Source organism: Haloarcula salinisoli, assembly GCF_019599405.1.
Taxonomy (GTDB): Archaea; Halobacteriota; Halobacteria; order Halobacteriales; family Haloarculaceae; genus Haloarcula; species Haloarcula salinisoli.
On record NZ_RKLQ01000002.1, the window covers coordinates 641,529 to 664,767 of the forward strand.

Sequence of the window (23,239 nt, forward strand, 5' to 3'; positions counted from 1 at the left end):
CTGGTCCTGTCCTCGGCCTTTGCTTTTCGCCCGACGGTTCAAATACCAGCACACGACCAGCCCGGCCTATGTCGCACTCACTGTGGCGTGACGAACGGGCGATAGAGGGACTCCCCATCAGGCTGGTCGTCGCGCTGGTCGTCGGCGTGGCCTGTCTCGGGGTGATGATGAGCACTATATCGGGGTTGGGAACGCTCCAGGTGACCGAGGTCGACGTCGAACCCGACCCCGAGGTGACTGGGCCGGGCGACACGGACGTGACCGTCACCGTCGTCGACCCGAAAGGGTCGCCGGTCGCCGGCGCGACGGTGGTCGCCAAGAGCGGCACGGCAACGCTTGACAGCGTCACGACGGCGGAAGTCGGCGACGACGGCGAAGCGGAGCTGTCACTGGACCCGTCGCTGGGGCCGAACCAGCAGGAGGGGACGGTTACGTTCACGGTGAAACCGCCGTCGAGTGGGAACTACCAGGACGAACAGTCGAACACGGAGCTTCTGGTGGTGAGAAACGACTAGTCCCAGTCGATCCAGTCTTGCTCCCAGCCGGCCCGGGACTGGGCCGACCGCTGGGCGTGTTCGCGGTCCTCGCGGCGGGTCCGGTTGCGCTCGACCGTGTCGGCCTGCTCGCCCTCGACGAGCATCGGCTGGAAGGCGACGCTGCCCAGGCGCTCGGCCCGGCCGTCGGCGTCGACGATAGCCAACGTCTGCTCGTTCGCGCCCAGTGGCATCACCAGTCGCCCGTCGTCGGCCAGCTGGTCGAGCAGGGCCCGGGGCGGCTCGACGGCCGCCGCCTCCAGCAGAATCCGGTCGTAGGGGGCGTACTCGGGCAGCCCCTCGGCGCCGTCGCGGCGGTCCACGAGGACGGCCTCGTGGCCCGCCTCGGCGAGATTCGAGCGCGCCTCGTAGACGAGCCGCCGGGTGATGTCGATGGCCTGCACGCGGGCGGGGCCGACCCGCTCGGCCAGCACGGCGGCCGTGTAGCCGACGCCGGCGCCGACGACGAGCACCTCGTCGTCCGCCTCGGGAGCGAGCGCCTCCAGCAGCCGAGCGGCCGTGCTCGGCGAGAGGACGCGGGTCCCCAGTCGCTCGAAGGGCCGGTCCGAGTAGGCCTGCTGCTCGCCGACGAAGGCCTCGCGCGGGACCGACCGCATCGCTGCCGAGAGCCACTCGCTCTGGACGACGCCCTTGCTCTCGTGTTGGAGGCTGTCGACCATATCGCCCCGCAGCACCGCTGGGTCCATAATCGAGATTCCCACCGGAACTATAAGAATGGCCCGACGCCGGTCCCGGCCCGTCGCTGTCGGGCGGTCAGTCCGGCTACCAGGCCGACCAGGCCGTCGAGGACTCGTCGCGGACGTAGAGGCGGTTGATGTCCTTCGCAAACACCATATCGCCGTCGAAATCCAGCTTCTCGTGCTGGTAGCCTTCGGCGTCGTCACGGACGTGGATGCCCTCGACAGTGAACTCCTCGTCGCCGAACTGCTCGGTCTCGCCGACGGTGAACTCGTAGTCACCGGGGACCTGCAGCTTGAAGCTCTCGGTCATATCGTGGCGGCCGTCCTTCGGGTGCATCGTGACGTTGACCGCGACGTTCCCGACCGCGCGCGACCAGATGGTCCCGACGTCCTCTACCGGGGCCTCTTCGACCCGTCCGTCGTCGGTCTCCAGGCTGGTGATGCGGGCGGAGACGACCGCCTCGTCGGTCTCCAGCAGGAACTCCTCGCCGACGGCCAGCTGTTCGTCCTCGGGCACGTCGACCTGTGCTTTGAACGATTCGCCGTCCTGCGAGACGACGACGTCGCGCTGGAGGGTGGTGTCTTCGGGCAGGGTCTCCTTGTGGACGTGGTCACACTCCGTACAGCGGACCGTGACGTGGCCGCCGGGCTTCAGTACCTCGTGAACCGTCTCGATGTCCGGCGAACAGGCCGGACAGGGGAGCCCGATGCGCTCCCCGGGTGTCGCGTCGCTCATACGGCTCTCTTCACCGTGGGGCCGTAAATGGTCGTCGCACCGGCGCTGCGCGTGGTTCGCTGTCCCAAGCTGCCGTGACAAGACACTTAATTGAGGGGTTCGAAGTCGCCTCATATGCCGCCCTCCTGGGCCCGCAGCGATGGCCTCGCCGCCGGTATCGTGGCCCTTGCCGCACTGGCCGGTATCGCGCTCTGGCCACAGCTACCTGCTGAGGTCGCCATCCACGTCTCGGCGTCGGGCACGCCGGACACCTACGTCCCGAAAGCCGTCGGTGTGCTTCTGGTACCGGCCATCATGATCGCGACGCTCCTGGTCCTCCGCGTCGCACTGTACGTCGACCCGCCCTCGAATCCGCGTACCGGCCCCGTCGCTGTCCTCGCGACTATGGGATTCCTGGCCGCCGTTCACCTCCTCGTGCTCGTCTGGAACGCCGGCTACCCGGTCCCTCTCGACGGTTTACTGGTCGGCTCGATCGTCTTCGGTGCGTTGCTTTGTGGGTACGCTATCTGGCGCGAGAGGCTCTCTCCGAGGTAAAGCTCTGTCGCAATGTCTCACAGAACTCGAAGCCCTCAGGCCGCTCGCGGCCCTCGCCTTTCATCCGCCAGCAGCGGCGGCTGTGTCGGTCGCAGTGATGTGGCGGCTCACTCCCCACGCGGAAGTTCTATTTCCTCCCCATCGGCGTACACGGTCGGTTCAGTCAGGATACCGTCGAGGTGAATCGGCGCGTGGGTGTCGCCACCGATGGCGTGGTCGTCGCCGATAGCGATGTGGACGGTCCCTCCCGCTTTCTCGTCGAGCAGCACGGAGCCGACGAGCTCCGTGACGGCGACGTTGGTGCCGATACCGAGTTCGGCGAGGTTGTAGGCGTCCTGGCCGACCTCTTCGGCGGCGGTCTCGACCTGCTCGCGGATGTCCGGGTCGGAGATATCGGTGACGGTGCCGTCCTCGACCTCGAAGCTCAGCAACTCCCCGTCGAGTTTCCCGTGGGGGCGCATCGTCCCGTCGACGACGAAGGTCCCGTCGGCCGTCTCGGGCGCGATGAACACCTCGCCGGCGGGGAGGTTCGACATCTCGCCGGCGTCGTGGACGATGCCGGTGTCGAGATACCACTCGCGGGACCCGACCGTGAAGGTGATGTCGGTACCCTGTGGCGTGGTGACGCGAATCTCCTCGGCGTCGCCGACCTGTGCGAGTACGTCCTCGCAGTGCTGTTCGATGGCCTCGTAGTCGGCGTCTAGGCCCATCAGGAAGACGCCCTCGGTGATGCCCGGCAGCGTGGCGACGCGGGCACCGGCGGCGTTGGCGTCGCTACGGGCCTCCGTGTGGGTCAGGCTCTTGGTGGTGGGGGCCAGCACCACGTCGGCGGTCCGCATCGCGCCGGCCACGGGACGGGGCGGTTCCTCACCGTGCTGGTTCCCCGGCGGGTAGCGCACGAAGACGGTGTCGTCGGTGATTTCGCTGGCGACCCGATAGAGGGCTTCGCCGATGGCCTTGCGCTTGTCGTCGGTGACGACCGCACACGACTCGCCTGGCTGGAGGTCCATACACTGCTTGATGGCTGTTTCGGCGGGGACGCGGAGCGAAGAGTTGTCCATACCCGGGCCAGGGTCCCTGACAAATTAACTCTTGGTGGGTCGCCGCGCCGTCCCCCAATCTGTCCCCTGCTAGCACGTGACGGGTACTACGATCCGAGTACAAATCTTTAATTATTAATCACAAAGAATATAACCGATGGCAGGGAATCCACTTCCATGCTCCATGTGGGCATCAACGGCTTCGGCACGATCGGCAAGCGGGTCGCCGACGCGGTGCGTGTCCAGCCGGATATGACGGTCGCTGGCGTCGCCAAACGCTCGCCGAACTTCGAGGCAACCATCGCCGTAGACCGCGGCTACGACCTCTTCGCCGCCGGTCAGGACGGGGACGAACCGTTCCACGCGGCGGGCATCACCACCGCCGGGACGGTCGGTGATATGGTCGAGGCCAGCGACGTAGTCGTCGACACCACGCCGGGCGGGGTCGGCGAGACCAACGCCGACCTCTACGCCGACCGGGACACGCCGGCCATCTTCCAGGGCGGCGAGTCGGCCGACGTCGCCGAGGTCAGCTTCAACGCGCGGGCCAACTACGACACCGCCGTCGGTGCCGACACCGCCCGCGTGGTCTCCTGTAACACGACCGGCCTCTCACGGCTGTTCGCGCCGCTCCAGGAGTCCTACGGCATCGAGAAAGCCCGTGTGACGCTGGTCCGTCGCGGCGGCGACCCCGGCCAGACGGGCCGTGGCCCCATCAACGACACCTTGCCCGACCCGGTCGAGATTCCCTCCCACCACGGCCCGGACGTCAAGACGGTGTTCCCGGACCTCGCCATCGACACGATGGGGATGAAGGTGCCGACGACCCAGATGCACACCCACTCGGTCAACGTCACGCTGGAATCGGAACCCACGGCTGCGGAAGTCAGGGACCTGCTGGGCGCCGAATCCAGACTGTTCCTCATCCCCGAGACGCTGGGCATCGACGGCGCTGGCAAGCTCAAGGAGTACACCCGCGATGCGGGCCGCCCGCGCGGTGACGTCTGGGAGAACTGTATCTGGGCCGAATCAGTGACGGTGGAGGGCCGGGACCTCTATCTGTTCCAGGCCATCCACCAGGAGGCCGACGTGGTACCCGAGAACATCGACGCCGTTCGGGCGCTCTCCGAGCGGACCGCCAGCGCCGAGCAGAGCATCCAGCGCACGGACGAGGCGATGGGTGTCGGGCAGGGACTCGTCCAGCACGAGTCCGAACCGGCCCGCGCCGAGGGGACTGCCGACGACTAGGCATTTCGACAGGACTGTCTGGCACTTTCAGCACCGCTTCCAACATCGTCTCTGTCAGAAATAGGTACGATTACTAGTCGAACAGCCCGGCGACGTCGTCGTCCTTCTGGCGTTCGCGCTCGACGTGGTTCGAGAGGTGGGCGTAGACGAATCCGCGGTTGTCCGGCTCCTGGACGAACGCGAACAGCTGGCCGACGAAGCGGCCTTCGCCCTTCTCGGCCAGTTCTTTCCGCGCGTAGTCGACGGCGTCTTCGACCACTGCCTCGTCGTAGCCGTCGGCCTCGGCCAGTACCTCGGCAGCGACCGCCGCCGACTCGAAGTCGAGGTCCGCGTAGCCCACTGGCTCCCCCTCGTGGGTGAGCCTCGGAGGAGTGTCCCAGTCGACACTCTCGGGGTCGTCGGCAACTCGCGCGAGGAAGGGTCCCAGGTCGTCGAGGTTCACGCCGCGGTAGTCGGCTGGCAGGTCCCCAAGATACTCCCCGGCGCTCTCGGCCAGTCCCTGCGCCCCCGACCAGTTCCCGTCGGTGCCATGGTGGACGACGGCCGTGAACTGGATGAGCCCGTGCAAGAACCGCTCGTCGTCGCCGTCGTCGAGGTCGAGCCAGTAGTCCTCCCAGGCGTCGTGGGCGGCGTGGAACCGGCCGGCGTTGTAGACGGCGAGACCGGCCCGGAGGTGGGCGTCCATGCGTCTGTCTACTCACTCGGCGGGGAAAAACTGTCTTGACCTGTTCGTCGCCTGCCCCAACATTCAAACGGTCTGTATACGACTGTATACATATGGGGACGAAATCGATACGGCTCGAGGACGACGTCTACGAGCGTATCAAGGCCCACAAGCGGGCGGACGAGACGTTTTCCGAGGCTATCGACCGTCTCACGAGTGACTACTCGCTGCTGGATTTCGCCGGTGGATACGACGAGGACGATGCCCAGCGCCACCGCGAACTGCTCGACGAGTCGGAAGCGCAGGCCATTGCGGAGCGGCGTGAGCGACTGGAGCGCTCGGAATGATTCTAGACACGGAGTTTCTCATTTCACTGCGGGCCGAGGAGTCCGCCGCGCTCGAACTCGCTGCGGAACTCGAAGCAAGCGGTGTCCCGACCCGTATTCCGACGGTCGTCATCGAGGAGCTGTACGTCGGCGTCGGAGCCGGAGATGACGCGAACGACAATGCGCGTGCCTACGAGGCACTCGTCGCGAACAAGCCGGTCGTCGAACTCGACGAGAACGTCTCGCGACGGGCTGGCGTCCTCGAAGGGGAACATCTCGCGAGCGACTCGAAGCCGACACTCGGTCCCAACGACGCGGTGGTCGCGGCGACCGGACTCGTCTACAACGAGCCGGTCGTCACCAGCGATAACGACTTCCAGACCGTCGACGGGCTCGACGTCGAACTGTACTGACTGATCTCCATGTAGCCCAGCTGCTGGAGCCGGTCGGCCACTTCCTCGCTGGTCCCCTCGCCTCGCGCGCCGATATCTATCGGCTCGTGCTCGCCGACGTTCGGCCCCGTGGGGTGAATCGGCAGCATATCGCCAGGTCGGTGGGGATGGCGACGCCGTGGCGGCGTGATACCGGCCGGCGTTGGAGACGGCGAGACCGGCCCGGAGGTGGGCGTCCATGCGTCCATCTACCGGTCCGTCGTACAAAAACCGTCCCGGCCCACACCCCGAGTGTAACGAGCTTCCAGTCTGGGTCACTTTCCGGCGGCGACTCCGCCCCCGATTGCCGCCTCGCAGTTCGTGCAGGCGGCGAGATACATTATCTTCGGTGCTTTGAAGCTCAAAGCGTCGATGTCGGCCGTCTCCCACTCGACGAACTCGACGTCGGCCGTCGATGCGATTCTCGCGTCACACTCCGAAAAGCGCTGTGTAGTTGACATCCCTGAATCCTCCTACCGCCGGACGCGCCAGCGACGCCGCTTCCGATGACGTGGTCGCAGTTCCGGCAGCTAATCACGTAGAATCGCTTCGCCATCATCGACATACTGAACAACTCCTGATCCTCCGAACCCATCTCTGCGAAGGCGAGATTTTGGGGGGTTCGCGAGGGTCCGCTCACACTCCGGACAGTGTACCCTGGTAGTGGCTCACAGGCGACGCCCACATATCTTTTTTGCATATGAGACTCAAGACAAGAAATTCCGTTCCTACTCCATATATCCGAGCTGCTGCAATCGGTCCGCGACCTCCTCGCTGGTCCCCTCGCCTCGCGCGCCGATGTCGATGGGGTCGCGCTCGCCGACGGACCGCTCCTCGCTGTGAATCGGCAACACCTCGCCGACCATGTCGGTGGGGATGTCGACGCCGTGGGCGGCCAGGATGGTCGGCGCCATATCCGTAATCGAAATCTGGTCGATTTCGCCCTCGCTGGCGAAGTCGGGCCCGCTTGCGAGGAAGATGCCGTTGCGGGTGTTCTCGGCGGCCCAGCGGTCCGGCGCGGTCGTCACCTCGCCGCCGCCGATGCCGTCGTTGACGTGGACGCCGTCGCGCATATCCACGACGACTTCGGGACCCTCGTCGACGTACTCGCCGCTGTAGACCTCTTCGCCGCGGTAGACGCCGTCGAACATCTTCCCCTCGCTGTCCTCGACGGCCCGGAGGTCTTCGACGAGCTGGTCACGCACGGACTCGGGCGTGCCGGGCATCAGGTAGATGGGCCCCTGGCCGCTGGCGACGGCCTGGGTCCCGGAGAGGTCGATAGCTTCGAGCTTGCGGGCGCGTTTGGCGCCCGCGCTCTGGGGGACCAGCTGCTGGATGGACTCCGGCACGGTCTTCGCGAGCAGGTCGACGACGCCGGCCTTCTTCGCGACGCCCAGCACGTTCTCGCGGGTCAGCCCGAGCGGTCGGAAGAAGTCCTCGACGGTCCGCTCGTGGGCCTGATAGCCGTTCTGTTCGAGCCACTCGTTGATGTAGAACTCCGTCGTGGTGGGACCACAGCCGTGGTCGGACATCAGGACGAGGTTGAGGTCGTCCATCGCGGCCAGTTCGCCCAGCTGTTCGTCGACCATCTCCCAGGCGCGCTTGGTCGGCTCGTCGTTCCAGAAGAAGTGCTGGAGGACGTTCAGATAGAACAGCGTCACGTGGACGAAGTCGAGCTCTTTCTCCTCGAGCAGATGCAGCGCCACCTCGAAGCGCCGTTCCATCACGTCGAGGATGGCGTCGACTTCAGCGCCTCGTTCCTCGTTGCTCGAGAGCAGCGGGTCGGGATGGACGCGATAGTCGAACAGCTCCTCCAGTTCCGCTTCCAGCCCCTCGGGCGCGGCGTAGCCGCTGTCGATGCTTCGGTATTCGCCCTGGACGGCGTCGGGGCCGCCGGCGACGACGGGCCCGCCGATGTCACGGGGCGGGTACATCGTCGGCATGTTGACGACGCCGGGGGTCTGGCCGTCTTCGGCCAGATAGTCCCACAGTTCGGCCGTCTTGAAATCGCCGCCCTTGGCGACGTCGATGCGCTCCTCGGCGAGGTCGATGTGCTCGAACCAGAACACGCCCAGGCCGCCGGGGTCCTTCCCCGCGGAGTAACACTTCCAGTTCGGGAAGGTCACGGGCGGGAGACAGCTCTCGGTCTCTGCCCAGGTGTGGTCGTCCCGGAGCGCGGCCAGGTTCGGCAGGTCGCCGGCCTCGAGCCACGGGTCGAGCAGCCGCCAGCTCGCGCCGTCGAGCCCGACGACGAACGTCCGCGTCATACCCCAACTCCCCGCGAGCGCGCCAATAGGTCTTTCCGTCTCGTCGCGGCGGTATGACACAACGCATATATACGGTTGCTGAATACCGGGCAAACAGTGCGTACCGTCGCCGTCATTCCCGCGTACAACGAATCCGAGACCATCGGGCCGGTCATCGAGGAGACCGGAGAGTACGTCGATCAGGTCGTCGTCGTCGACGACGGTTCCAGCGACGACACTGCCGCAATCGCCCGCGACCACGGCGCCGTGGTCGTAGAGCACGTCTTCAACACGGGCGTCGGCGGCGCAGTCAGGACCGGCTACCAGTACGCGATCAAACACGACTACGACTGGGTCGTCCAGGTCGACGCGGACGGCCAGCACGACCCGGCGAAGATTCCCGAACTCCTGGACGTCGCGACCGACGGCCACGACATGGTCATCGCCAGTCGCTATCTCAACGAGAGCTACCAGGACTACTCGGCGACGCGCAACGTCGGTATCCAGTTTTTCACCCGGCTGGTCAACGCGCTCGGTGACATCGAGATTACGGACGTGACCAGCGGGTTCCGTGTTTACCGGGTGTCGATGCTCGAATCGATACTCCACCGCGGGGACAAACACTGGGCCATCGAACAGACCCTGGAGGCCGCCAAGGGCGGCTACTCCATTACAGAGGTGTCCACGAAGATGCCCACCCGGGAGGAGGGCGAGTCACAGTTCACCATCGACACCTTCGCGCTGTACCCGATTCGGATGACCGATACTATCCTCCGTGTCCTGCTCTTTCGATAACTATGGTCGAGTACACCCTCGTCAACCTCATCTCGCTGGTCGTCGGTATCGCCTTCCTCGTCAACGGCTACATGCTGGTCAAGCAGGGTCGGGAGGCCATCGCCCTCTTTGTCGTCTCGCTGGCCATCGGCGGCGGGCTCATCTTCGTCGCCGTCTTCCCCAACGTCTTCCAGGTCTTCGCGACGGTGCTGGGCCTGGAGCTGAAGGCCCGCGCCATCCTGGTCATCTCCAATCTGACGCTTTTCGTCGTCGCGACCTACCTGTTCAACCGCATCGGGAAGCTGTACGACCGCCTCTCGCGGCTCAACGAGGAGGTCAGCCTGCTGCGCAGCGAGGTCGAGGAACTCCGCGATGAGTGACACCGTCGGCCGCGCAGTACTTTCCATCGACGTCGAGCTGTTCGACCAGACGCCCGCCTACCGGTCGGCCTCGGGCATCACGGACCAGCAGGGTATCGGCCTGAATGGACTGGCGTGGTTCAGGGAGACGCTGGGCGACCGCGGCGCGAGTACCACGTGTTTCGTCGTCTCCTCGCTGGTCGACCGCTACCCCGAGGCCATCGAGGCGCTGGCCGACGCGGGCTTCGAGATTGCCTCCCATACCCACTCCCACGAACTGCTTTCGGACCGCTCCGCCGACGAGCGCCGCGAGGAACTGGCGACGTCGAAAGAACGGCTCGAATCGCTCACGGGGCAATCCGTCACCGGCTTTCGGGCCCCCGCCTTCGACATCACCGACGACCACTTCGACCTGCTCGCCGAGACGGGCTATGAGTACGACTCCAGTGTCGTCGCGAGCCGCGCCATCCCGGGCTGGTACGGCGGCGAGTACGACCTCGAAACCCCCGCACTGGCGACGGCCGTCGACCCCGACGCACCCGCCGGTCTCGCCGAACTGCCCGCCAGCGTGATGCCCGGACTGCGCCTCCCCCTGACCGGGACGTGGCTGCGCTTTTTCGGCCCGCGCTACACCGCGCTGGGTATGCGCCTGCTCGCCCGGCGGGGAATTACGCCGGTGCTCTACGTCCACCCGTGGGAACTGGTCGGGCTGCCACAGGTCGAGGGGGTCCCCGCGCGGGTCTACTACCACACCGGCGAGTGGATGCGCGAGGCGCTGACCTACATCCTCGACCAGCCGTTCGACTTCGTCACTGCCCGGTCCGTGCTGGAGGACGCCGTTCCCGGCTGGACCGACCAGAACCGGCCCGCGGACGGGCCACAGGAGGAGTGACGTGACGGCGAGCCGCCGCGATATCGCGATTTCCGTCCTGCAGTACGGCGTCGGTATCGCCGCGCTCGCGTACCTCCTCTCGCAGGTCGATATCGCCGCCGTCAGCACGCGACTCCGGGCGACCGAGCCCAGCGTCCTCGTCGCGCTCGTGCTCGTCACCGTCGGCGGCGTCGTCGCCCGCTTCGACACGTGGCGAGCGGTTCTGGCGCCCTTCGCCAGTGTGCCGTTGCTGACCGCCGGTCGCGTCGACCTGGCGGTGAACTTCGTCAACCAGCTTCTCCCCTCGCGGCTCTCCGGTCGGCTCGCCGCCCCCTTCATCCTGAGAGCCGAGACCGGTATCGACTACGGCGACGCGACCGCCGCCGCGGGCGCCCACACCGGCATCTACGCCGTCTTCTACGGTCTCGTCTCGGCTGTCGGTCTGGTCGCTATCGTCGGCCGCGTCTCTACCGGCATCCTGCTCCTGCTGGCACTGTCGACGGCGCTGTATCTCGTCGCCGGCGTCGTCGTCCTGCTGGCCGGCATGAACCTCACCGTGCTGGACCGGCTGGTCGGATTGCTGGCTTCGCTGGCCGAACGTGTGCCCCGAATCGGGAGCGCGCTCGCCGACCGCATCCTCGCTATCCCCGATATCACCGAGAGCTCCGCCGACGCCTTCGGGGAGATATCCACGGACCCGCGTATCTGGCTGCGCTACGGTGCCGGGTGGGCCCTCGCGCTGGTCGTCGCCCCTGGTATCCGGGTCTGGCTACTCTTTCTCTCCTTCGGCGCGGCGGTCGACCCACTGTTGCTCCCGCTCTATCTGGTGACAGCTTACAGCATCACGCTGCTCCCGCTCACGCCAGGCGGCATCGGGGTCACGGAGGCGACCGCCACCGCCGTATTCGTCGGTCTCGGCGTCCCCGAGGCCGTGGTCATCCCCGTCATCTTCCTCGACCGGTTCCTCGGCGTCTACATCCCCGCCGTCGTCGGCTGGTACCCCACGCTCGACATGGACCTGTCCGTGCTGTAGTCTGACACGTCTGGGGGCTGTTGGCATCGGTGTGCACGCCGACAGCCACCAGAGATGTTGGGCAAAGACCTAACGACCAGGGCTTTCACAACCCGATATGGTCGAGGACGAAGACGAAGACCTCGAAATTGTCGTCGCCGCCAGGGTCACGACGCTCACCCTCGCCGTCGCCTTCGTGCTCATGTTCGCGGGCGTCCCCTGGTTCTGGGTGGCCTTCCCCGTCGGCTTCGGCGGGGTGCTCCCGACGGCGCTGGGCGCGACGCGGCTCTACCAGCGCCGACACCCCGCCGACAGCCGGCCAACGACCGACGAGGACGACGCGCTGGCGACGCTTCGGGAGCGCTACGCCCGTGGCGAGCTCACCGAGGCGGAGTTCGAGCGACAGGTCGAGCGGTTACTGGAGACGGAGGACGTCCGGACGGCTCGCGAGCGACCGTCTGGGGAAACTCAGCGGGAACGCGAGACGGAGTAGCTCATACTGGTGGCTGTAAGTTCGTAAAGATATTCGCGGTGGCGAATTACTTCAGTTTGTTACAGCCACCAGTATCAGAACCCGCTCTCGTGGGGGGTCCTACAGGGCTCGCTGCGCTGCAGGACGAGCGTGTACTGGTTGGCCCGCAGCTCCTGCTCGTCGGCGAACTGGTCGGTCTGTGGGACGACGCCGTAGCGCAGCAGGTCCGTGTAGTCCCCGGGCGTCGCCCGCTGGGGGACGAACTCCGGCGGCCGCTCGCCGAACTCGGCGACGATTTCGTAGTCGGTCTCCTCCTCGACCAGCGCGCGGACGTACCGCTGCTGGCGCTCCCCGTTGCGGTAGTAGGTCCCGTTCTTCAGATAGAGGAGATCCCGATAGCCCAGCTGGATGTACTCGGGACACGGGTCCTGTGCCGTACGGTCCTGGAACCGGTGGTTGACGTTCATCCCGTGGGGTATCGCAGTGTCCTGTATGTTCACGCGGTACACCTCGACGGTGTCGTTCTCGTCGGCGTTTGCCGCCAGCCACGCCTCGGCGTCGTCCCGGGGCATCGAGGCGAACCCGACGGTCCCCATGCCGGCGTATATCGCCGTCGTCACCAGCAAGAGTGCCACTATCGGGCGGGCGACGGACGGATTCCACTCGCGCAGGTCCGAAAGCGCGTTCGCCAGCAACAGCGCCAGCAGCGGGAAGGTCGGCAGCAGGTGGTGGACCCGGAAGTCGTGCCACTGGGTGAACATCCCCACGTAGAGGACGAGCATGACGAGCACGAGGGCGATACCGGACCCACTCTCGCGCTGTTTCCGCAGTCCCGCGACGGACCCGACGACGCCGGCGACAGACGCGAAAAACAGCGGCAGCCCCATCCCGCTGAAGTAACCCCGGAGGAACCACCACGAAATGGGAGCGTCCGGCCCCGTCGGCCAGCTCACTCGTGAGGCCGACCCGCCGAAGAAACGTGTCACGATCTGGTCGAACCCGCCCACCATGAACGTCGGGAAGCCGACCAGTATCGTCACCAGACCGACCGCCGCGCCGGTGACGAGCAGTCGCGGCGCGAGCAATGTCCGCAGGGTATCTTCGTCGGTTTGCAGCGCCCGGAGGAGGTGTGCGACGCCGACCCCGAGGATGACCGGCGCGGCGGTGAGCTTGAACGCGATGGCGGCCCCGCCACAGGCCGCACCGACGTAGAAGGGGAGCCGCTCGCCGGTGCGGATGTAGACGTACAGGAAGTTGAGCGCCAGCAGGACGAAAAACAGCGCCGGCATATCCTCGCCACCCTCGTGGGCGATGGTGAGAAAGCCAAAGGTCAGCGTGAGAAGGGTCGCGGCCAGCCGGCCGGTCGCCCGGTCGACGACGGCGGTGCCCAGGCGGTAGGTCAGGTAGACCGAGCCGATGGCGAAGGCGACGTTGAAAAGCCGGACAAAGGCCAGGCTCCAGGTCCACACCCACTCGGGCGTGCTCGCCCACAGACCGTAGTAGCCAAACGCCGAGCTCGGGTAGCCAACCGACGTGAAGATATCCCCGCGGCCGGTCACCAGTGCGACGACGACGACCGGCAGCAGCGCCAGCGCGAACAGGTACAGCGTCGCGCCGAAGGGGACACGGCTCCACTGCACACCCGCCTGCAGCGATTCGATGCTCGGGTCGGCGAGCACCCGGCCGTAGGGGACCATCGCGTCTATCAGGCGGTCCTTCTCGTCCCGCGTCGCGAAGTTCGGGATGCGGTGGAAGAACCAGAAACTGGCCAGCAAGGTCGCAGCGACCATGATGTAGGGGAGGAACGGGTCGGCGCGGAAGTCCTCGCGGACCTGCGACCGCACCCGGTCGAACAGCGCTCGCCCGGGACCAAACATACCCCCACAAACCCCCAGGGACGACAAAAGTCGTCTGGTCTCGCGCGGGCGAGACCAGTGGCCGTCGCTGTGGTCGGTCCGTCCCACTCTGCTGCTTTCGGGTGCCTTACCACCGGGCTGCTCGGTTCGCTCTGTGGTCGTGTCTGTCTTCGACCAGTGGTTTATCTCAGACACAATCGGTAGTAATTTGTGGACAGTTCTTCACCATCTGATATGCATCAACTGACGCTACGACGCGGAGTGCTCGTCGTTGCAGTGGCACTGCTCATCGCAGTGGCCGGCTGTAGCGGCCCCTCCGGCGGCGCCACGCCGACAGCCAACGGAACCGAGAACGCCACAACGACGCCGGCCGCGAGTATGGATACGCCGACGCCGGCCGCGAGTACGGATACGCCGACCGACCAGCAGACGCCGACGGACGGCCCGGATACGGAGCCGGACAGTGATGTCGAAGCCAACGGCACCGGTGCCGACCTGGACGGCGAGGAACTGAACAACGCGACGAGAGCTGCCATCGAGGACGCTGGCTCTTACACGTACCAGACGACCTTCCGCACAGCCAGCCAGTCACGGCGTGGCCAGTCGAGAAGCCGTACGAACACGACGACGCAGGTTGACCTCGAAGCCGAGGAGGGGCTTCGCGTCTCGAATTATTCGAGCACCGGCCAGCAGTCCAGTCAGACCTTCTCGTCGACAGTTTATACCGACGGCAACACGTCCTACCAGCAGCGAATCACGAGCGAGGGGACGAACTACTCCACGCAGGAGGGCGCTTCCACCGGATTCGGTGGTATCACCCCCGTAAACACCAGTAATTTCTCACAGAACCTGACGTTCGTCACTGACGGACTGGTCTGGGAAACGAACGGGACGACCACCCTCGACGGTGACACGGTGACGGAGTACACACTCGCCGGCGTCGAGGACGAGGACGCCTTCATCCAGAGGTTGAGGTTGAGAGGCACACTGACCGACATCAGCGGGACGCTATACGTCGACGACGACGACGTCGTTCGGCAGACCTCGCTCGCTTACACGGTAGAGAGCCAGTCAGGGAGCTTGTCGGCACAGTCCCGACTCACGCTGAGCGACATCGGTTCGACCACCGTCGAGGAGCCCGAGTGGACCTCGGAGGCCGAGGACGCCGACTCGTCCTGACACGGCCGTTCGCCGACTGTTTTCTCGACCCGACGCCGCTTGCTCACTGATCTTCCTTTTGTGTTGTAGTAGCCCGCCAGTCAGCGGTGCGCTCGTCACGGCGTCCCTGTCGCTCGCGGTGTTGTGAAATGGAAAACGTCCGGACGGAGTTCCACGCGAGCGAAGCGAGCGTGGAGCACGTCCGTACTGAACGAAGTGAACGTCCGGACGGAGATTTGAACTCGTGAAGACGTTCCGGGTCGCTCACTACGTTCGCTCCCGGGCGTGCGACTTCTCTGCTCAAATCTCCGCGCGGAGTTTCCTGCAGCACGTACCGCTCGCTGTCGCTCGCGGTGTTGTGCTGCAGAGGAACGTCCGGACGGAGTTCCACGCGAGCGGTAGCGAGCGTGGAGCACGTCCGTACTGAACGAAGTGAACGTCCGGACGGAGATTTGAACTCCGGTCCCTGGCTCCGCAAGCCAAGAGGATAGTCCACTACCCTACCCGGACTCATGTTGGAGGAGGGTGGTCGGTATGAAAAGGGTGACGGTTCGACCCCCACTACGCGAGGGGTGCCCACACCACGGTCAAAGCCGCGTTTGACCCACCGAAAAGCCCTTTCTTTCAGGGGGTCCATCACCGTGTATGAAACGACGAACCCTCCTCGGAACCATCGGGACGACTGGTATCGCCGCGCTCACCGGCTGTCTCGCCGACGGTGGCGGCGACGGGACGCCAACCGACACTGGCACACCCAGCGACACGCCCACACCGATGCCGACACCGACCCCGTCGCTGACCGGCTCCGGGTTCGAGGTCGACTCCATACAGGGCGGCACAGAGACCGACAGTGCGACCGTCAGCGTCGACGGGACGGATATCGTCGTCGAGGGGACCATCTGGGGGTCCAACGGCTGTCAGACCGCCGAACTCGGCAGCGTCAACTACAACAGCGACGCCGGCGAGCTGACGGTCCCCGTCAGGACGGTCGAGGATTCGGAAGCTGGTGACGCTTGTACCACGGGAATCGTCGAGATCGAGTACACGGCGACGGTCAAGTTCGAGAACGGGACACCGGAGACTGTCGTCGTCACGCACGACCGCGGCGACGGGCCGGAGACGGTCGTGACCACCTCGCCGTAACGACCGGACGTTTATATCCGATAGCGGGGCCACCCCGTCGTATGGCGAGTTCGAGGACAGAATCGACAGACGGTAGCGGGTCGCTGTGGCAACGACAACGCTTAAGCGCGCCCCAGACCTGGCTCCCATAGATAATGGGCGAGATAGCAGACATCTACGCGGACCTGGAGACCGACGTCTCCGAGGAGGAGTTCCGCGAGGCCGTCGAAGAGAAGGTCGAACAGATGGGTGGCCTCGCTGACGAGGAGACCGCGGCGATGTTGCTGGCCCACGAACTCAACGAGGGGGAAGTCGAGACCATCGCGGACATCGAACCGGGGATGGACGAGGTGAAGTTCATCGCGAAGGTGATGGCCATCGGCGACCTGAAGACCTTCGAACGCGAGGGCGAGGACGAGGACGGCCGCGTCATCAACGTCGAGGCCGCCGACGAGACCGCCAGCGTCCGGCTGGCCTTCTGGGACGGCCAGGCCGTCGACATCGACGACGGCATGCTCTCCGTGGGTGACGTGCTCCGCGTGAAAGGCCGGCCCAAGGACGGGTACAACGGCCTCGAAGTCTCCGTCGACAAGGCCGAAGTAGACGACGACGCCTCCGTCGACGTGGAACCGGGCGACGGCTCGACCGTCGAGGCGCTGACGATGGGCCAGTCCGACGTGACCCTGCGCGGGCTGGTGCTGGACACCGACAGCGTCCGCACCTTCGACCGCGACGACGGCAGCGAGGGGAAGGTGTCGAATCTCACCCTGGGCGATGAGACCGGTCGCGTGCGCGTGACGATGTGGGACGACCGGGCCGACCGGGCGACCGAAATCGAGCCCGGCACCGCCGTCGAGGTGGTCGACGGCTACGTCCGCGAACGCGAGGGTTCGCTGGAGCTGCACGTCGGCGACGACGGGGCCGTCGACGAGATAGACGAGGCCGTCGACTTCCAGCCCGACGCCGACCCCATCGACGGCGTCGAGATAGAGCAGACCGTCGACATCGCCGGCGTCGTCCGCTCGGCCGACCCGGTCCGCACGTTCGACCGCGACGACGGCAGCGAGGGGCAGGTCCGGAACATCCGCATCCAGGACGCCACCGGCGACATCCGCGTGGCGCTGTGGGGCGATAAGGCCGACAAGGACATCCAGCCCGGCGACGAGGTGCTGGCCGCCGACGTGGAGATACAGGACGGCTGGCAGGACGACCTCGAAGCCTCCGCGAGCTGGAACTCCACTATCGTCGTGCTGGACGACGGTGCAAGCCCCGCGCCCACGCCCGAGGAACAGGCCGACGACCAGCACGCCGGACTGTCGTCGTTCGGTGACGGCGAGGACAGCGAGGCGAGCGCCACCGGTGGTGGCGAGTCGACGGCCACGGCCGACACCGACGGCGGGGCGACGGCTGCGGGCGGTGGCGCCCAGACCGCCGAACAGGTCGAATTCACCGGGACTGTCGTCCAGACTGGCGACCCGGTCGTGCTGGACGACGGCGAGCAGACGATGAGCGTCGAGACGGGCGAACGCGTCCAGTTAGGCCAGGAAGTCACCGTCCGCGGGGCCCTCGAGGACGGCCGACTGGACGCCGACGACGTTTTCTAACGACGAAACGACGCTACGGAAACTCTTAAGACCGCAACACTCCCGATTGTGGGTATGAGCGTCGAGCTTCCGTTCGCGCCCGTCGATGCGGTCATCCGACGGAACGCGGACGGGTTGCGGGTGAGCGCCGGCGCGGCAGAGGAACTGGCACGCCGCATCCAGGAACGGGGGGCTGAACTCGCCACGACGGCCGCCGAGGAAGCGACGAGAGACGGCCGCAAGACGCTGATGCCGTCTGACTTCGGCGTCGAGACCATCCCCGACAAGGACGGTCTCGAGCTCCCGGTCGCGCCGGTCGACCGCATTGCCCGCCTCGACATCGACGACGACTACCGCGTCGCGATGGACGCGCGCGTGGCGCTGGCCACCATCCTCGAATCGTTCGCAGACGACGTCGCTGCCGCCGCCGCCGACCTCGCCCGCCACGCCGACCGGCGGACGGTCAAGGCAGCAGACGTCGAGACGTACTTCGAACTGGCCAAGTACTACTGAATGAACTTCGGCTACCGCGAGGTCTGTCTCGACCACGACACCGGCGAGCGCCACCCCGAGAGTCCCGACCGGCTCCGGGCGGTCCGACGCGCCCTGAAGGAGTGCCACGGCGTCGATTACGTCGCCGCCGACGATGCCGACCTCGATGTCGTCCGCGAGGTCCACGACGCCGATTACATCGAGGAGTTCCGCGAGTACTGCGACGACGGCGGCGGCCACTGGGACGCCGACACGGTCGCTGTCGAGGCGACCTGGGACGCCGCGCTAGCCTCGGCGGGGCTGGCCGTCTGGGCCGCCGAAGCGGCCGGTCCCGACGTTCGAGCCCGCCAGACTCCATTCGCGCTCGGTCGACCGCCGGGCCACCACGCCGTCGGCGACGACGCGATGGGCTTCTGTTTCATCAACAACGCCGGCGTCGCCGCCCAGGCCGCCCTGAACCAGGGGGCCGACAGCGTCGCCATCTTCGACTGGGACGTCCACCACGGCAACGGAACACAGGACATCTTCTACGACCGGTCGGACGTCTTCTACGCCTCCATCCACGAGGACGGCCTCTTCCCCGGCACCGGCGATATCGACGAGACGGGCGTCGGGGCGGGCGAGGGCGCAAACGTCAACGTCGTCTACCAGCCCGGCGCCGACACCGCCGACTATCTGGCCGCCATCGACGAGGTCATCGCGCCCGAAATCGCCGACTACGACCCGGACCTCCTGCTGGTCAGTGCCGGCTTCGACGCCCACGAACACGACCCCATCTCGCGGATGCAGGTGAGTACGGAGGGATACGGCGTGATGACCGAGCGGATGGTCGACCTGGCCGACGACTGCGACGCCGGCCTGGGCTTCGTGCTGGAGGGGGGCTATGGACTCGACACCCTCTCGGATTCCATCAAGATGGTCCACGAAGTATTCGACGGCTACCAGCCGGTCGCCCCCGACGATGACGTGAGCGAGGCGGCTCGCGAGGTACTCGACGAGGTCGTCGCTCAGGGATTCGGCTCGAAGTAGGTCGCCAGGTCGACGCCGAACGTGCCCGCGAGTGCTGCGATATCCGTCCCGACAAGTACCTCGTACCCCTCCTCCAGTGCCGATTCGACGTGTGGGCCCAGGCGCACGGACAGCAGCGCGTCGCTGTTCAGGAACGCCTCGGCCGTTCGGAACTCGCGGGGCCGCTCGACCACGTAGCGGTCGCCGTCGATATAGGGGCCCGCGACGTCGGGGTCGTCGGCGTAGGTTTCGTAGAATCCGGTGGCGTGCTCGCGCACGTGGACCGGCGGCCCCTCGTGGCGCTCGACGGCCGGCCGCTCGGCGACGCTCAGTTCGACCAGCAGGACGGCTGTGTCGTCGTCGGTGGCGTGCGGGTCGCCGCTCCCGCCCGCACCATCTGTCGAAAGAGCCGTCGACCGGAACACCTCGAATCCGCGCCGGTCGAGTTCATCGGTCAGCCCCGACAGGGATTTCCGGAGCTGGGGCCAGAGCTGGTCCTCGACCACGTCGGGCCTGGCAAAGCGCACGGCCACCGGCGTGGTCCCGCGGCGCTCGACGGCGGCGGTGACGGCCTCGGCGTCGTCGGCCGCGGGCTCGCTTGGCTCGAACAGCGACTCGCGCGGGTCGGCCAGGAGCGCCCGTGCGTAGTGTTGCAGGCGAGCGACGTTCGCGGCCGAACACACCGCCGCGACGTTGCGGTCGGGGTCCGTCGGGTCCACCACGACGAGGGGGTCGTCGAACTCGGTGGTGCCGTGGGCTTCGGGGTCGAACGTCACCGGTGGGTGCCAGTCGGCCGCCGCCGCGACGAACTCGCGGAACCCGCCGAACTCCACCGTGAGCAGCTCCGTCAGATACCCCGAAAAGCCCCGCGTCCGGAGGTCGCTCCCGTAGACACCGATGCCCTTCAGGAACTGCTTGGTGACCCGCACCTCGCCCGCGAGGTCGTCGCCCAGCCGGGTGGCCAGATAGCGCGTGTGAAAGGGCGTCCGGTCGACAGCCGACTGGATGGCCGTCGCGTCTTCGACGGCATAACACGGGACCAGGTCGACAGCGTAGCCGTCCACCTCCCCGACGACGTACGGGTGCTCGGCGTACTCCTCGTGGCCCTCGGGGAGGACGGCGTGACCCACCGCCAGTCCGTACCGCTCCAGCTCCGACCGGTCCAGGTCGGGCGGGAAGGCGACGAAGACGTCCACGTCGCGGTCCCCCGCGGTCCACGTCCCACGCGCTGTGGACCCGACCTGGAGCACCTCCGCGTCGACCGGGAGGTCCGCGACCGCCTCGCCGGCCCGCTCCATCACCGTCGCCGCGGCCCGCTGTAACCGCTCGCGCTCCGCCTCACCCGGCGAGACCCGCTTGCGGACCCGGGCAACGACGGCGTCGAACTCGTCACTCATTGCCCCAGGCTTCTTCGAGAGTGCGTGAAAGCGTGTCGATGGACGACCGAAGCGAAAGCCCTAATTACCAACTCGGATTACTGGCGAGTGCGAGCCGCCGTAGCTCAGTTGGTAGAGCACCTGGTTGTTACCCAGGTTGTCCCAGGTTCGAGCCCTGGCGGTGGCGTCTCTCCTCGTTCGCTATCCGACGAGCGCAGCGAGTCGGCAGCGAACGCTGTAGACGCGTTCAGAAGGGCTCGCGCCGACGAGTCACAGCCCGAACGTGGCGCGGCGCGACCAGCGGGAAGCGCCTCGATAGCGAGCGGTGTAACCGCGAGCAGTCAGCGACCGTCTCGGCTCGCGGCGACACTGACCCGACAAGCTAAAGAGTCAGACCCAAGAATTGACGACTGAGGGCCCTTAGCTTAGTCTGGTTAAAGCGATCGGCTCATATCGCCTGTGGTGTCCGCCGTCGGCGTGGGACACCGATTGAGCGCTGGTTCAAATCCGGCAGGGCCCATGGGTACTCATCCAAAATCTGCAGGGTTCTTAGCTAACTATTTATCGTATTTCTGCGGTTCTATACTCTGTTTTAGTATCTACTGGCACTGATACTGTCTACAGAGTCTGGGCTTGATGACCGCGAAACATTATCGTCGTGTTTTCGCTAGTCCGTACGCCTCACGTCACTTCGAATCTCGTCTGCATAGGATCGAGCGATGTGTGAGCGCTGCAATCAAACAATACAGACGTTGAAGTCGGCCGAAACGCTGCCCGTTCTCCAAATCGTGATTATGGCTTTGTGTAACACATCTTGCTGGCCAACCACACGGACTCACAGTGTCCATCATATATCCGTTTCAGACCGTGTTACATCCCGGACCGAGCGGGTATACTGTTGGTCCAGGGAAAGCTGACACCCCAGTCAACCGTAATCGGAGTATCTTGGTATAGCAGTACCAACTCAATCGCCTTCGGTTAGTGAGTCAACGTACTCTTTGAGCGTATCGTAGACGGTGTCGAACTCGGGGAGGTCGGCGACCAGGTCGGGAAGCGTATTCTGCCACCCATCCTGAATCTCCCCCCGTTTCTCTATAGGGAGCCCGTTCCGAATATCGATGTCCAGACCGTCGTGTTCACACTTTCGCGTGAACGCCGATGGAATACCAGTTCTGTCGACGTTTGTCTCAGTTAGCATCCGATAGATGTCGTAGTAGTCACGTGCCTGTGATCGCTGGTAGAGTGCTCGCAACTTCTCTGCAAAAATCTCCTCAGGACTGTACGCGGTCAGTTCGAACTCCGTAACGTCCTCGTACTGGTGAGAGTGGCGAACTGAGTCAAACGCCACGTATTCGTCTATCATGATATCCAAACTCGTCGTGTTCTTGTGGGCAAGCACCGCGCTGTACTGGATGTCGATGTCGACGTAGTGCGTTGGATACCCCTCCGTCTGTAGCGCTCTGTGCTGAGTCACATCGAAATCGATACCAGAGATTCTACCGGCATCGTCCAGTGCGATCTCCAGTTCTTCCTCGCTCCCGTTGTACTCGCCATCGACACCGAAATCGAGATCTTCCGAGTAACGCCACGTCTCCGGGAAGTACAGTTTACTGAGTGCTGTGCCACCCTTGAACAGCAGATTATCACCGTACGGACTCGTGTAAATCGCCCACAGAATCCAGGAGTTGACGTAGTTCTTTTCGGCGTAGCCGAGGCGAACGTCCAGTTCCCTGGCCAGCTGTCGCAAGCGGGCTTCAGAAATCATGAGAGTTCGCTCGGCGTGATCGATTCGCGATCGACGTTCAGGCGAAGCTGATACTTGTTATCACGGGTTCCCGTTGCTTCCCTCGTCGGATCCAGCAGCGGATAGCCGGTCGTGAAACTCTCGACGAGGTCATCGTACTCCGGTAGCGCTATATCCAACTGATCGGCCAGATAGACGATCCGTTTCGTCGCAGCACCGTTTCCGAGCCGCCGCATGTAGTCGACGACTCGGTCCCACGAACATCGGGTGTCCACGGCGCTCTGCATTGCTGTCGCGAGCTCGCTGATACCGCCACAGAACTCCGGATGGTCGGCACAGTCGACCAGCGTCTTTTCGATGCTCGCAACGTTCACCCGAGTCGAACCGGCTGCGGTCGGCTGGTAGCCGAAGAACTTCTGCTCGGTGACCGACACGGGCCGATACGTCACCCCGTGGATTTCCCGCTCTCGGGCGCGTTCTGTCGTCACGATGTACACCGTCTGCGACAGTTGCTCTGTCAGGCCGTGGTGATTCATCGCACTCCAGTATCCGATGTACGCAGGCTCCACGAGGGCGGACGCGATCACGAACTCGTGTGTCGTGTACACGGCGTCTTCGCCGGCAGCGAGCGGCACGATGAGATATTTCCCCTGTGCCAGCCGCTCGAGCCACCCCTTCTCCGAGAGTGCAAACGCCATATCCTTGGCTGCTGTCCGCGGGCTGTCGAGAACTGCCTCGATGTCACTGATGGTGATAATCTGTCGATTCTCGCTCGCCAGGCGTGAGAGCGCTCGAGATTCACGTGTCGACAGACTCTTTCTTTGAGTCCTATCGTCGTTTGTTGAGCCCATAGCCGCTCAGCGTACATAGACTCTAAACCCAGTCGGAAATAAAGGTGTTTGTTGAGATCTCGATTGAAGAAAGTTGACTCCAAAGCCGCTCACACTACATAG

26 protein-coding genes and 3 tRNA genes are annotated in these 23,239 nt (G+C 65.3%); 17 read left to right on the forward strand and 12 right to left on the reverse strand.

Annotated elements, in window-relative coordinates:
- The first annotated feature begins 68 nt into the window (after positions 1–68).
- The gene (locus EGD98_RS12525; protein WP_220588712.1) at positions 69–515 is read left to right on the forward strand and encodes a DUF7382 domain-containing protein; all 447 of its coding nucleotides are present in this window, start codon (positions 69–71) and stop codon (positions 513–515) included.
- Here EGD98_RS12525 and EGD98_RS12530 read toward each other — a convergent pair.
- Positions 512–1,240, reverse strand: a complete 729-nt coding sequence (locus EGD98_RS12530; protein ID WP_220588713.1) for a protein-L-isoaspartate O-methyltransferase family protein — start codon at positions 1,238–1,240, stop codon at positions 512–514. The two genes, EGD98_RS12525 and EGD98_RS12530, sit on opposite strands and share 4 nt — an antisense overlap.
- Positions 1,241–1,316: 76 nt before the next feature.
- Complete coding sequence (locus tag EGD98_RS12535; protein ID WP_220588714.1) at positions 1,317–1,970, reverse strand: HVO_0476 family zinc finger protein; 654 nt, start codon at positions 1,968–1,970, stop codon at positions 1,317–1,319.
- A gap of 114 nt (positions 1,971–2,084) precedes the next feature.
- On the opposite strand from EGD98_RS12535, the gene EGD98_RS12540 reads away from it, so the two are divergent.
- Entirely contained in the window at positions 2,085–2,504 is a 420-nt protein-coding gene (locus EGD98_RS12540; protein ID WP_220588715.1) for a DUF1648 domain-containing protein, read from the forward strand.
- 107 nt (positions 2,505–2,611) lie between these two features.
- Here EGD98_RS12540 and EGD98_RS12545 read toward each other — a convergent pair whose 3' ends face one another.
- Entirely contained in the window at positions 2,612–3,565 is a 954-nt protein-coding gene (locus tag EGD98_RS12545; RefSeq protein WP_220588716.1) for an aminopeptidase, read from the reverse strand.
- A 156-nt stretch (positions 3,566–3,721) separates the two neighbouring features.
- On the opposite strand from EGD98_RS12545, the gene EGD98_RS12550 reads away from it, so the two are divergent.
- A complete protein-coding gene (locus EGD98_RS12550) occupies positions 3,722–4,792 on the forward strand; it encodes a type II glyceraldehyde-3-phosphate dehydrogenase (RefSeq protein ID WP_220588717.1) in 1,071 nt (356 codons plus the stop codon).
- A gap of 73 nt (positions 4,793–4,865) precedes the next feature.
- Here EGD98_RS12550 and EGD98_RS12555 read toward each other — a convergent pair whose 3' ends face one another.
- Positions 4,866–5,477 carry a DUF309 domain-containing protein gene (locus tag EGD98_RS12555; RefSeq protein WP_220588718.1) on the reverse strand — a complete coding sequence of 204 codons (612 nt, stop codon included), beginning with the start codon at positions 5,475–5,477 and terminating at the stop codon, positions 4,866–4,868.
- A 92-nt stretch (positions 5,478–5,569) separates the two neighbouring features.
- Here EGD98_RS12555 and EGD98_RS12560 point away from each other — a divergent pair, with 92 nt between their 5' ends.
- Positions 5,570–5,803 (forward strand): antitoxin VapB family protein, encoded by a 234-nt coding sequence (locus tag EGD98_RS12560; protein WP_220588719.1) that lies wholly within the window; start codon positions 5,570–5,572, stop codon positions 5,801–5,803.
- Positions 5,800–6,195 (forward strand): PIN domain-containing protein, encoded by a 396-nt coding sequence (locus tag EGD98_RS12565; RefSeq protein WP_220588720.1) that lies wholly within the window; start codon positions 5,800–5,802, stop codon positions 6,193–6,195. Before EGD98_RS12560 ends, EGD98_RS12565 begins: the two co-directional genes overlap by 4 nt.
- On the opposite strand, the gene EGD98_RS12570 is transcribed toward EGD98_RS12565, so the two are convergent.
- The 3 genes from EGD98_RS12570 to EGD98_RS12580 all read right to left on the reverse strand — a co-directional run bounded on the left by EGD98_RS12570 (position 6,123) and on the right by EGD98_RS12580 (position 8,480).
- Complete coding sequence (locus EGD98_RS12570; protein ID WP_220588721.1) at positions 6,123–6,422, reverse strand: hypothetical protein; 300 nt, start codon at positions 6,420–6,422, stop codon at positions 6,123–6,125. The genes EGD98_RS12565 and EGD98_RS12570 overlap by 73 nt on opposite strands.
- A gap of 66 nt (positions 6,423–6,488) precedes the next feature.
- On the reverse strand, positions 6,489–6,674 hold the full coding sequence (locus EGD98_RS12575) for a hypothetical protein (protein WP_220588722.1): 186 nt from the start codon (positions 6,672–6,674) through the stop codon (positions 6,489–6,491).
- Positions 6,675–6,941: 267 nt separating this feature from the next.
- On the reverse strand, positions 6,942–8,480 hold the full coding sequence (locus tag EGD98_RS12580; protein WP_220588723.1) for an alkaline phosphatase family protein: 1,539 nt from the start codon (positions 8,478–8,480) through the stop codon (positions 6,942–6,944).
- Positions 8,481–8,576: 96 nt separating this feature from the next.
- On the opposite strand from EGD98_RS12580, the gene EGD98_RS12585 reads away from it, so the two are divergent.
- The 5 genes from EGD98_RS12585 (at position 8,577) to EGD98_RS12605 (ending at position 11,968) form a co-directional block, all read left to right on the forward strand.
- Complete coding sequence (locus EGD98_RS12585; protein WP_220588724.1) at positions 8,577–9,254, forward strand: glycosyltransferase family 2 protein; 678 nt, start codon at positions 8,577–8,579, stop codon at positions 9,252–9,254.
- A gap of 2 nt (positions 9,255–9,256) precedes the next feature.
- On the forward strand, positions 9,257–9,613 hold the full coding sequence (locus EGD98_RS12590) for a DUF2304 domain-containing protein (protein WP_220588725.1): 357 nt from the start codon (positions 9,257–9,259) through the stop codon (positions 9,611–9,613).
- The gene (locus tag EGD98_RS12595; RefSeq protein WP_220588726.1) at positions 9,606–10,484 is read left to right on the forward strand and encodes a polysaccharide deacetylase family protein; all 879 of its coding nucleotides are present in this window, start codon (positions 9,606–9,608) and stop codon (positions 10,482–10,484) included. Before EGD98_RS12590 ends, EGD98_RS12595 begins: the two co-directional genes overlap by 8 nt.
- Before the next feature lies 1 nt (position 10,485).
- Complete coding sequence (locus tag EGD98_RS12600; RefSeq protein ID WP_220588727.1) at positions 10,486–11,496, forward strand: lysylphosphatidylglycerol synthase transmembrane domain-containing protein; 1,011 nt, start codon at positions 10,486–10,488, stop codon at positions 11,494–11,496.
- Positions 11,497–11,593: 97 nt separating this feature from the next.
- On the forward strand, positions 11,594–11,968 hold the full coding sequence (locus EGD98_RS12605; protein WP_220588728.1) for an SHOCT domain-containing protein: 375 nt from the start codon (positions 11,594–11,596) through the stop codon (positions 11,966–11,968).
- A gap of 74 nt (positions 11,969–12,042) precedes the next feature.
- Here EGD98_RS12605 and EGD98_RS12610 read toward each other — a convergent pair whose 3' ends face one another.
- Entirely contained in the window at positions 12,043–13,824 is a 1,782-nt protein-coding gene (locus tag EGD98_RS12610) for an ArnT family glycosyltransferase (protein ID WP_220588729.1), read from the reverse strand.
- A 213-nt stretch (positions 13,825–14,037) separates the two neighbouring features.
- On the opposite strand from EGD98_RS12610, the gene EGD98_RS12615 reads away from it, so the two are divergent.
- The gene (locus EGD98_RS12615; RefSeq protein WP_220588730.1) at positions 14,038–14,982 is read left to right on the forward strand and encodes a DUF7537 family lipoprotein; all 945 of its coding nucleotides are present in this window, start codon (positions 14,038–14,040) and stop codon (positions 14,980–14,982) included.
- A 416-nt stretch (positions 14,983–15,398) separates the two neighbouring features.
- Here EGD98_RS12615 and EGD98_RS12620 read toward each other — a convergent pair.
- A tRNA-Arg gene (locus EGD98_RS12620) sits at positions 15,399–15,471 on the reverse strand.
- Between the two features lie 135 nt (positions 15,472–15,606).
- Between EGD98_RS12620 and EGD98_RS12625 the strand changes: the two genes are divergently transcribed.
- The 4 genes from EGD98_RS12625 (at position 15,607) to EGD98_RS12640 (ending at position 19,187) form a co-directional block, all read left to right on the forward strand.
- Positions 15,607–16,104, forward strand: coding sequence for a hypothetical protein (locus tag EGD98_RS12625; RefSeq protein ID WP_236039471.1), 498 nt, complete (start codon positions 15,607–15,609; stop codon positions 16,102–16,104).
- Positions 16,105–16,238: 134 nt separating this feature from the next.
- Complete coding sequence (locus EGD98_RS12630; protein WP_220588731.1) at positions 16,239–17,687, forward strand: single-stranded DNA binding protein; 1,449 nt, start codon at positions 16,239–16,241, stop codon at positions 17,685–17,687.
- A 54-nt stretch (positions 17,688–17,741) separates the two neighbouring features.
- Entirely contained in the window at positions 17,742–18,179 is a 438-nt protein-coding gene (locus EGD98_RS12635; protein WP_220588732.1) for a histone, read from the forward strand.
- A complete protein-coding gene (locus EGD98_RS12640) occupies positions 18,180–19,187 on the forward strand; it encodes a histone deacetylase family protein (protein ID WP_220588733.1) in 1,008 nt (335 codons plus the stop codon).
- On the opposite strand, the gene cca is transcribed toward EGD98_RS12640, so the two are convergent.
- Entirely contained in the window at positions 19,166–20,563 is a 1,398-nt protein-coding gene (gene cca, locus EGD98_RS12645) for a CCA tRNA nucleotidyltransferase (protein ID WP_220588734.1), read from the reverse strand. The genes EGD98_RS12640 and cca overlap by 22 nt on opposite strands.
- Positions 20,564–20,656: 93 nt before the next feature.
- Here cca and EGD98_RS12650 point away from each other — a divergent pair.
- Positions 20,657–20,729, forward strand: a tRNA-Asn gene (locus EGD98_RS12650).
- A gap of 227 nt (positions 20,730–20,956) precedes the next feature.
- Positions 20,957–21,062 (forward strand) — tRNA-Ile (locus EGD98_RS12655).
- A 444-nt stretch (positions 21,063–21,506) separates the two neighbouring features.
- On the opposite strand, the gene EGD98_RS12660 is transcribed toward EGD98_RS12655, so the two are convergent.
- A complete protein-coding gene (locus EGD98_RS12660) occupies positions 21,507–22,307 on the reverse strand; it encodes a nucleotidyl transferase AbiEii/AbiGii toxin family protein (RefSeq protein WP_220588735.1) in 801 nt (266 codons plus the stop codon).
- Positions 22,304–23,137: a type IV toxin-antitoxin system AbiEi family antitoxin domain-containing protein gene (locus EGD98_RS12665; RefSeq protein ID WP_220588736.1), complete on the reverse strand. Its 834-nt coding sequence runs from the start codon at positions 23,135–23,137 to the stop codon at positions 22,304–22,306. The genes EGD98_RS12660 and EGD98_RS12665 overlap by 4 nt, the downstream gene beginning before the upstream one ends.
- Positions 23,138–23,239 lie beyond the last annotated feature (102 nt).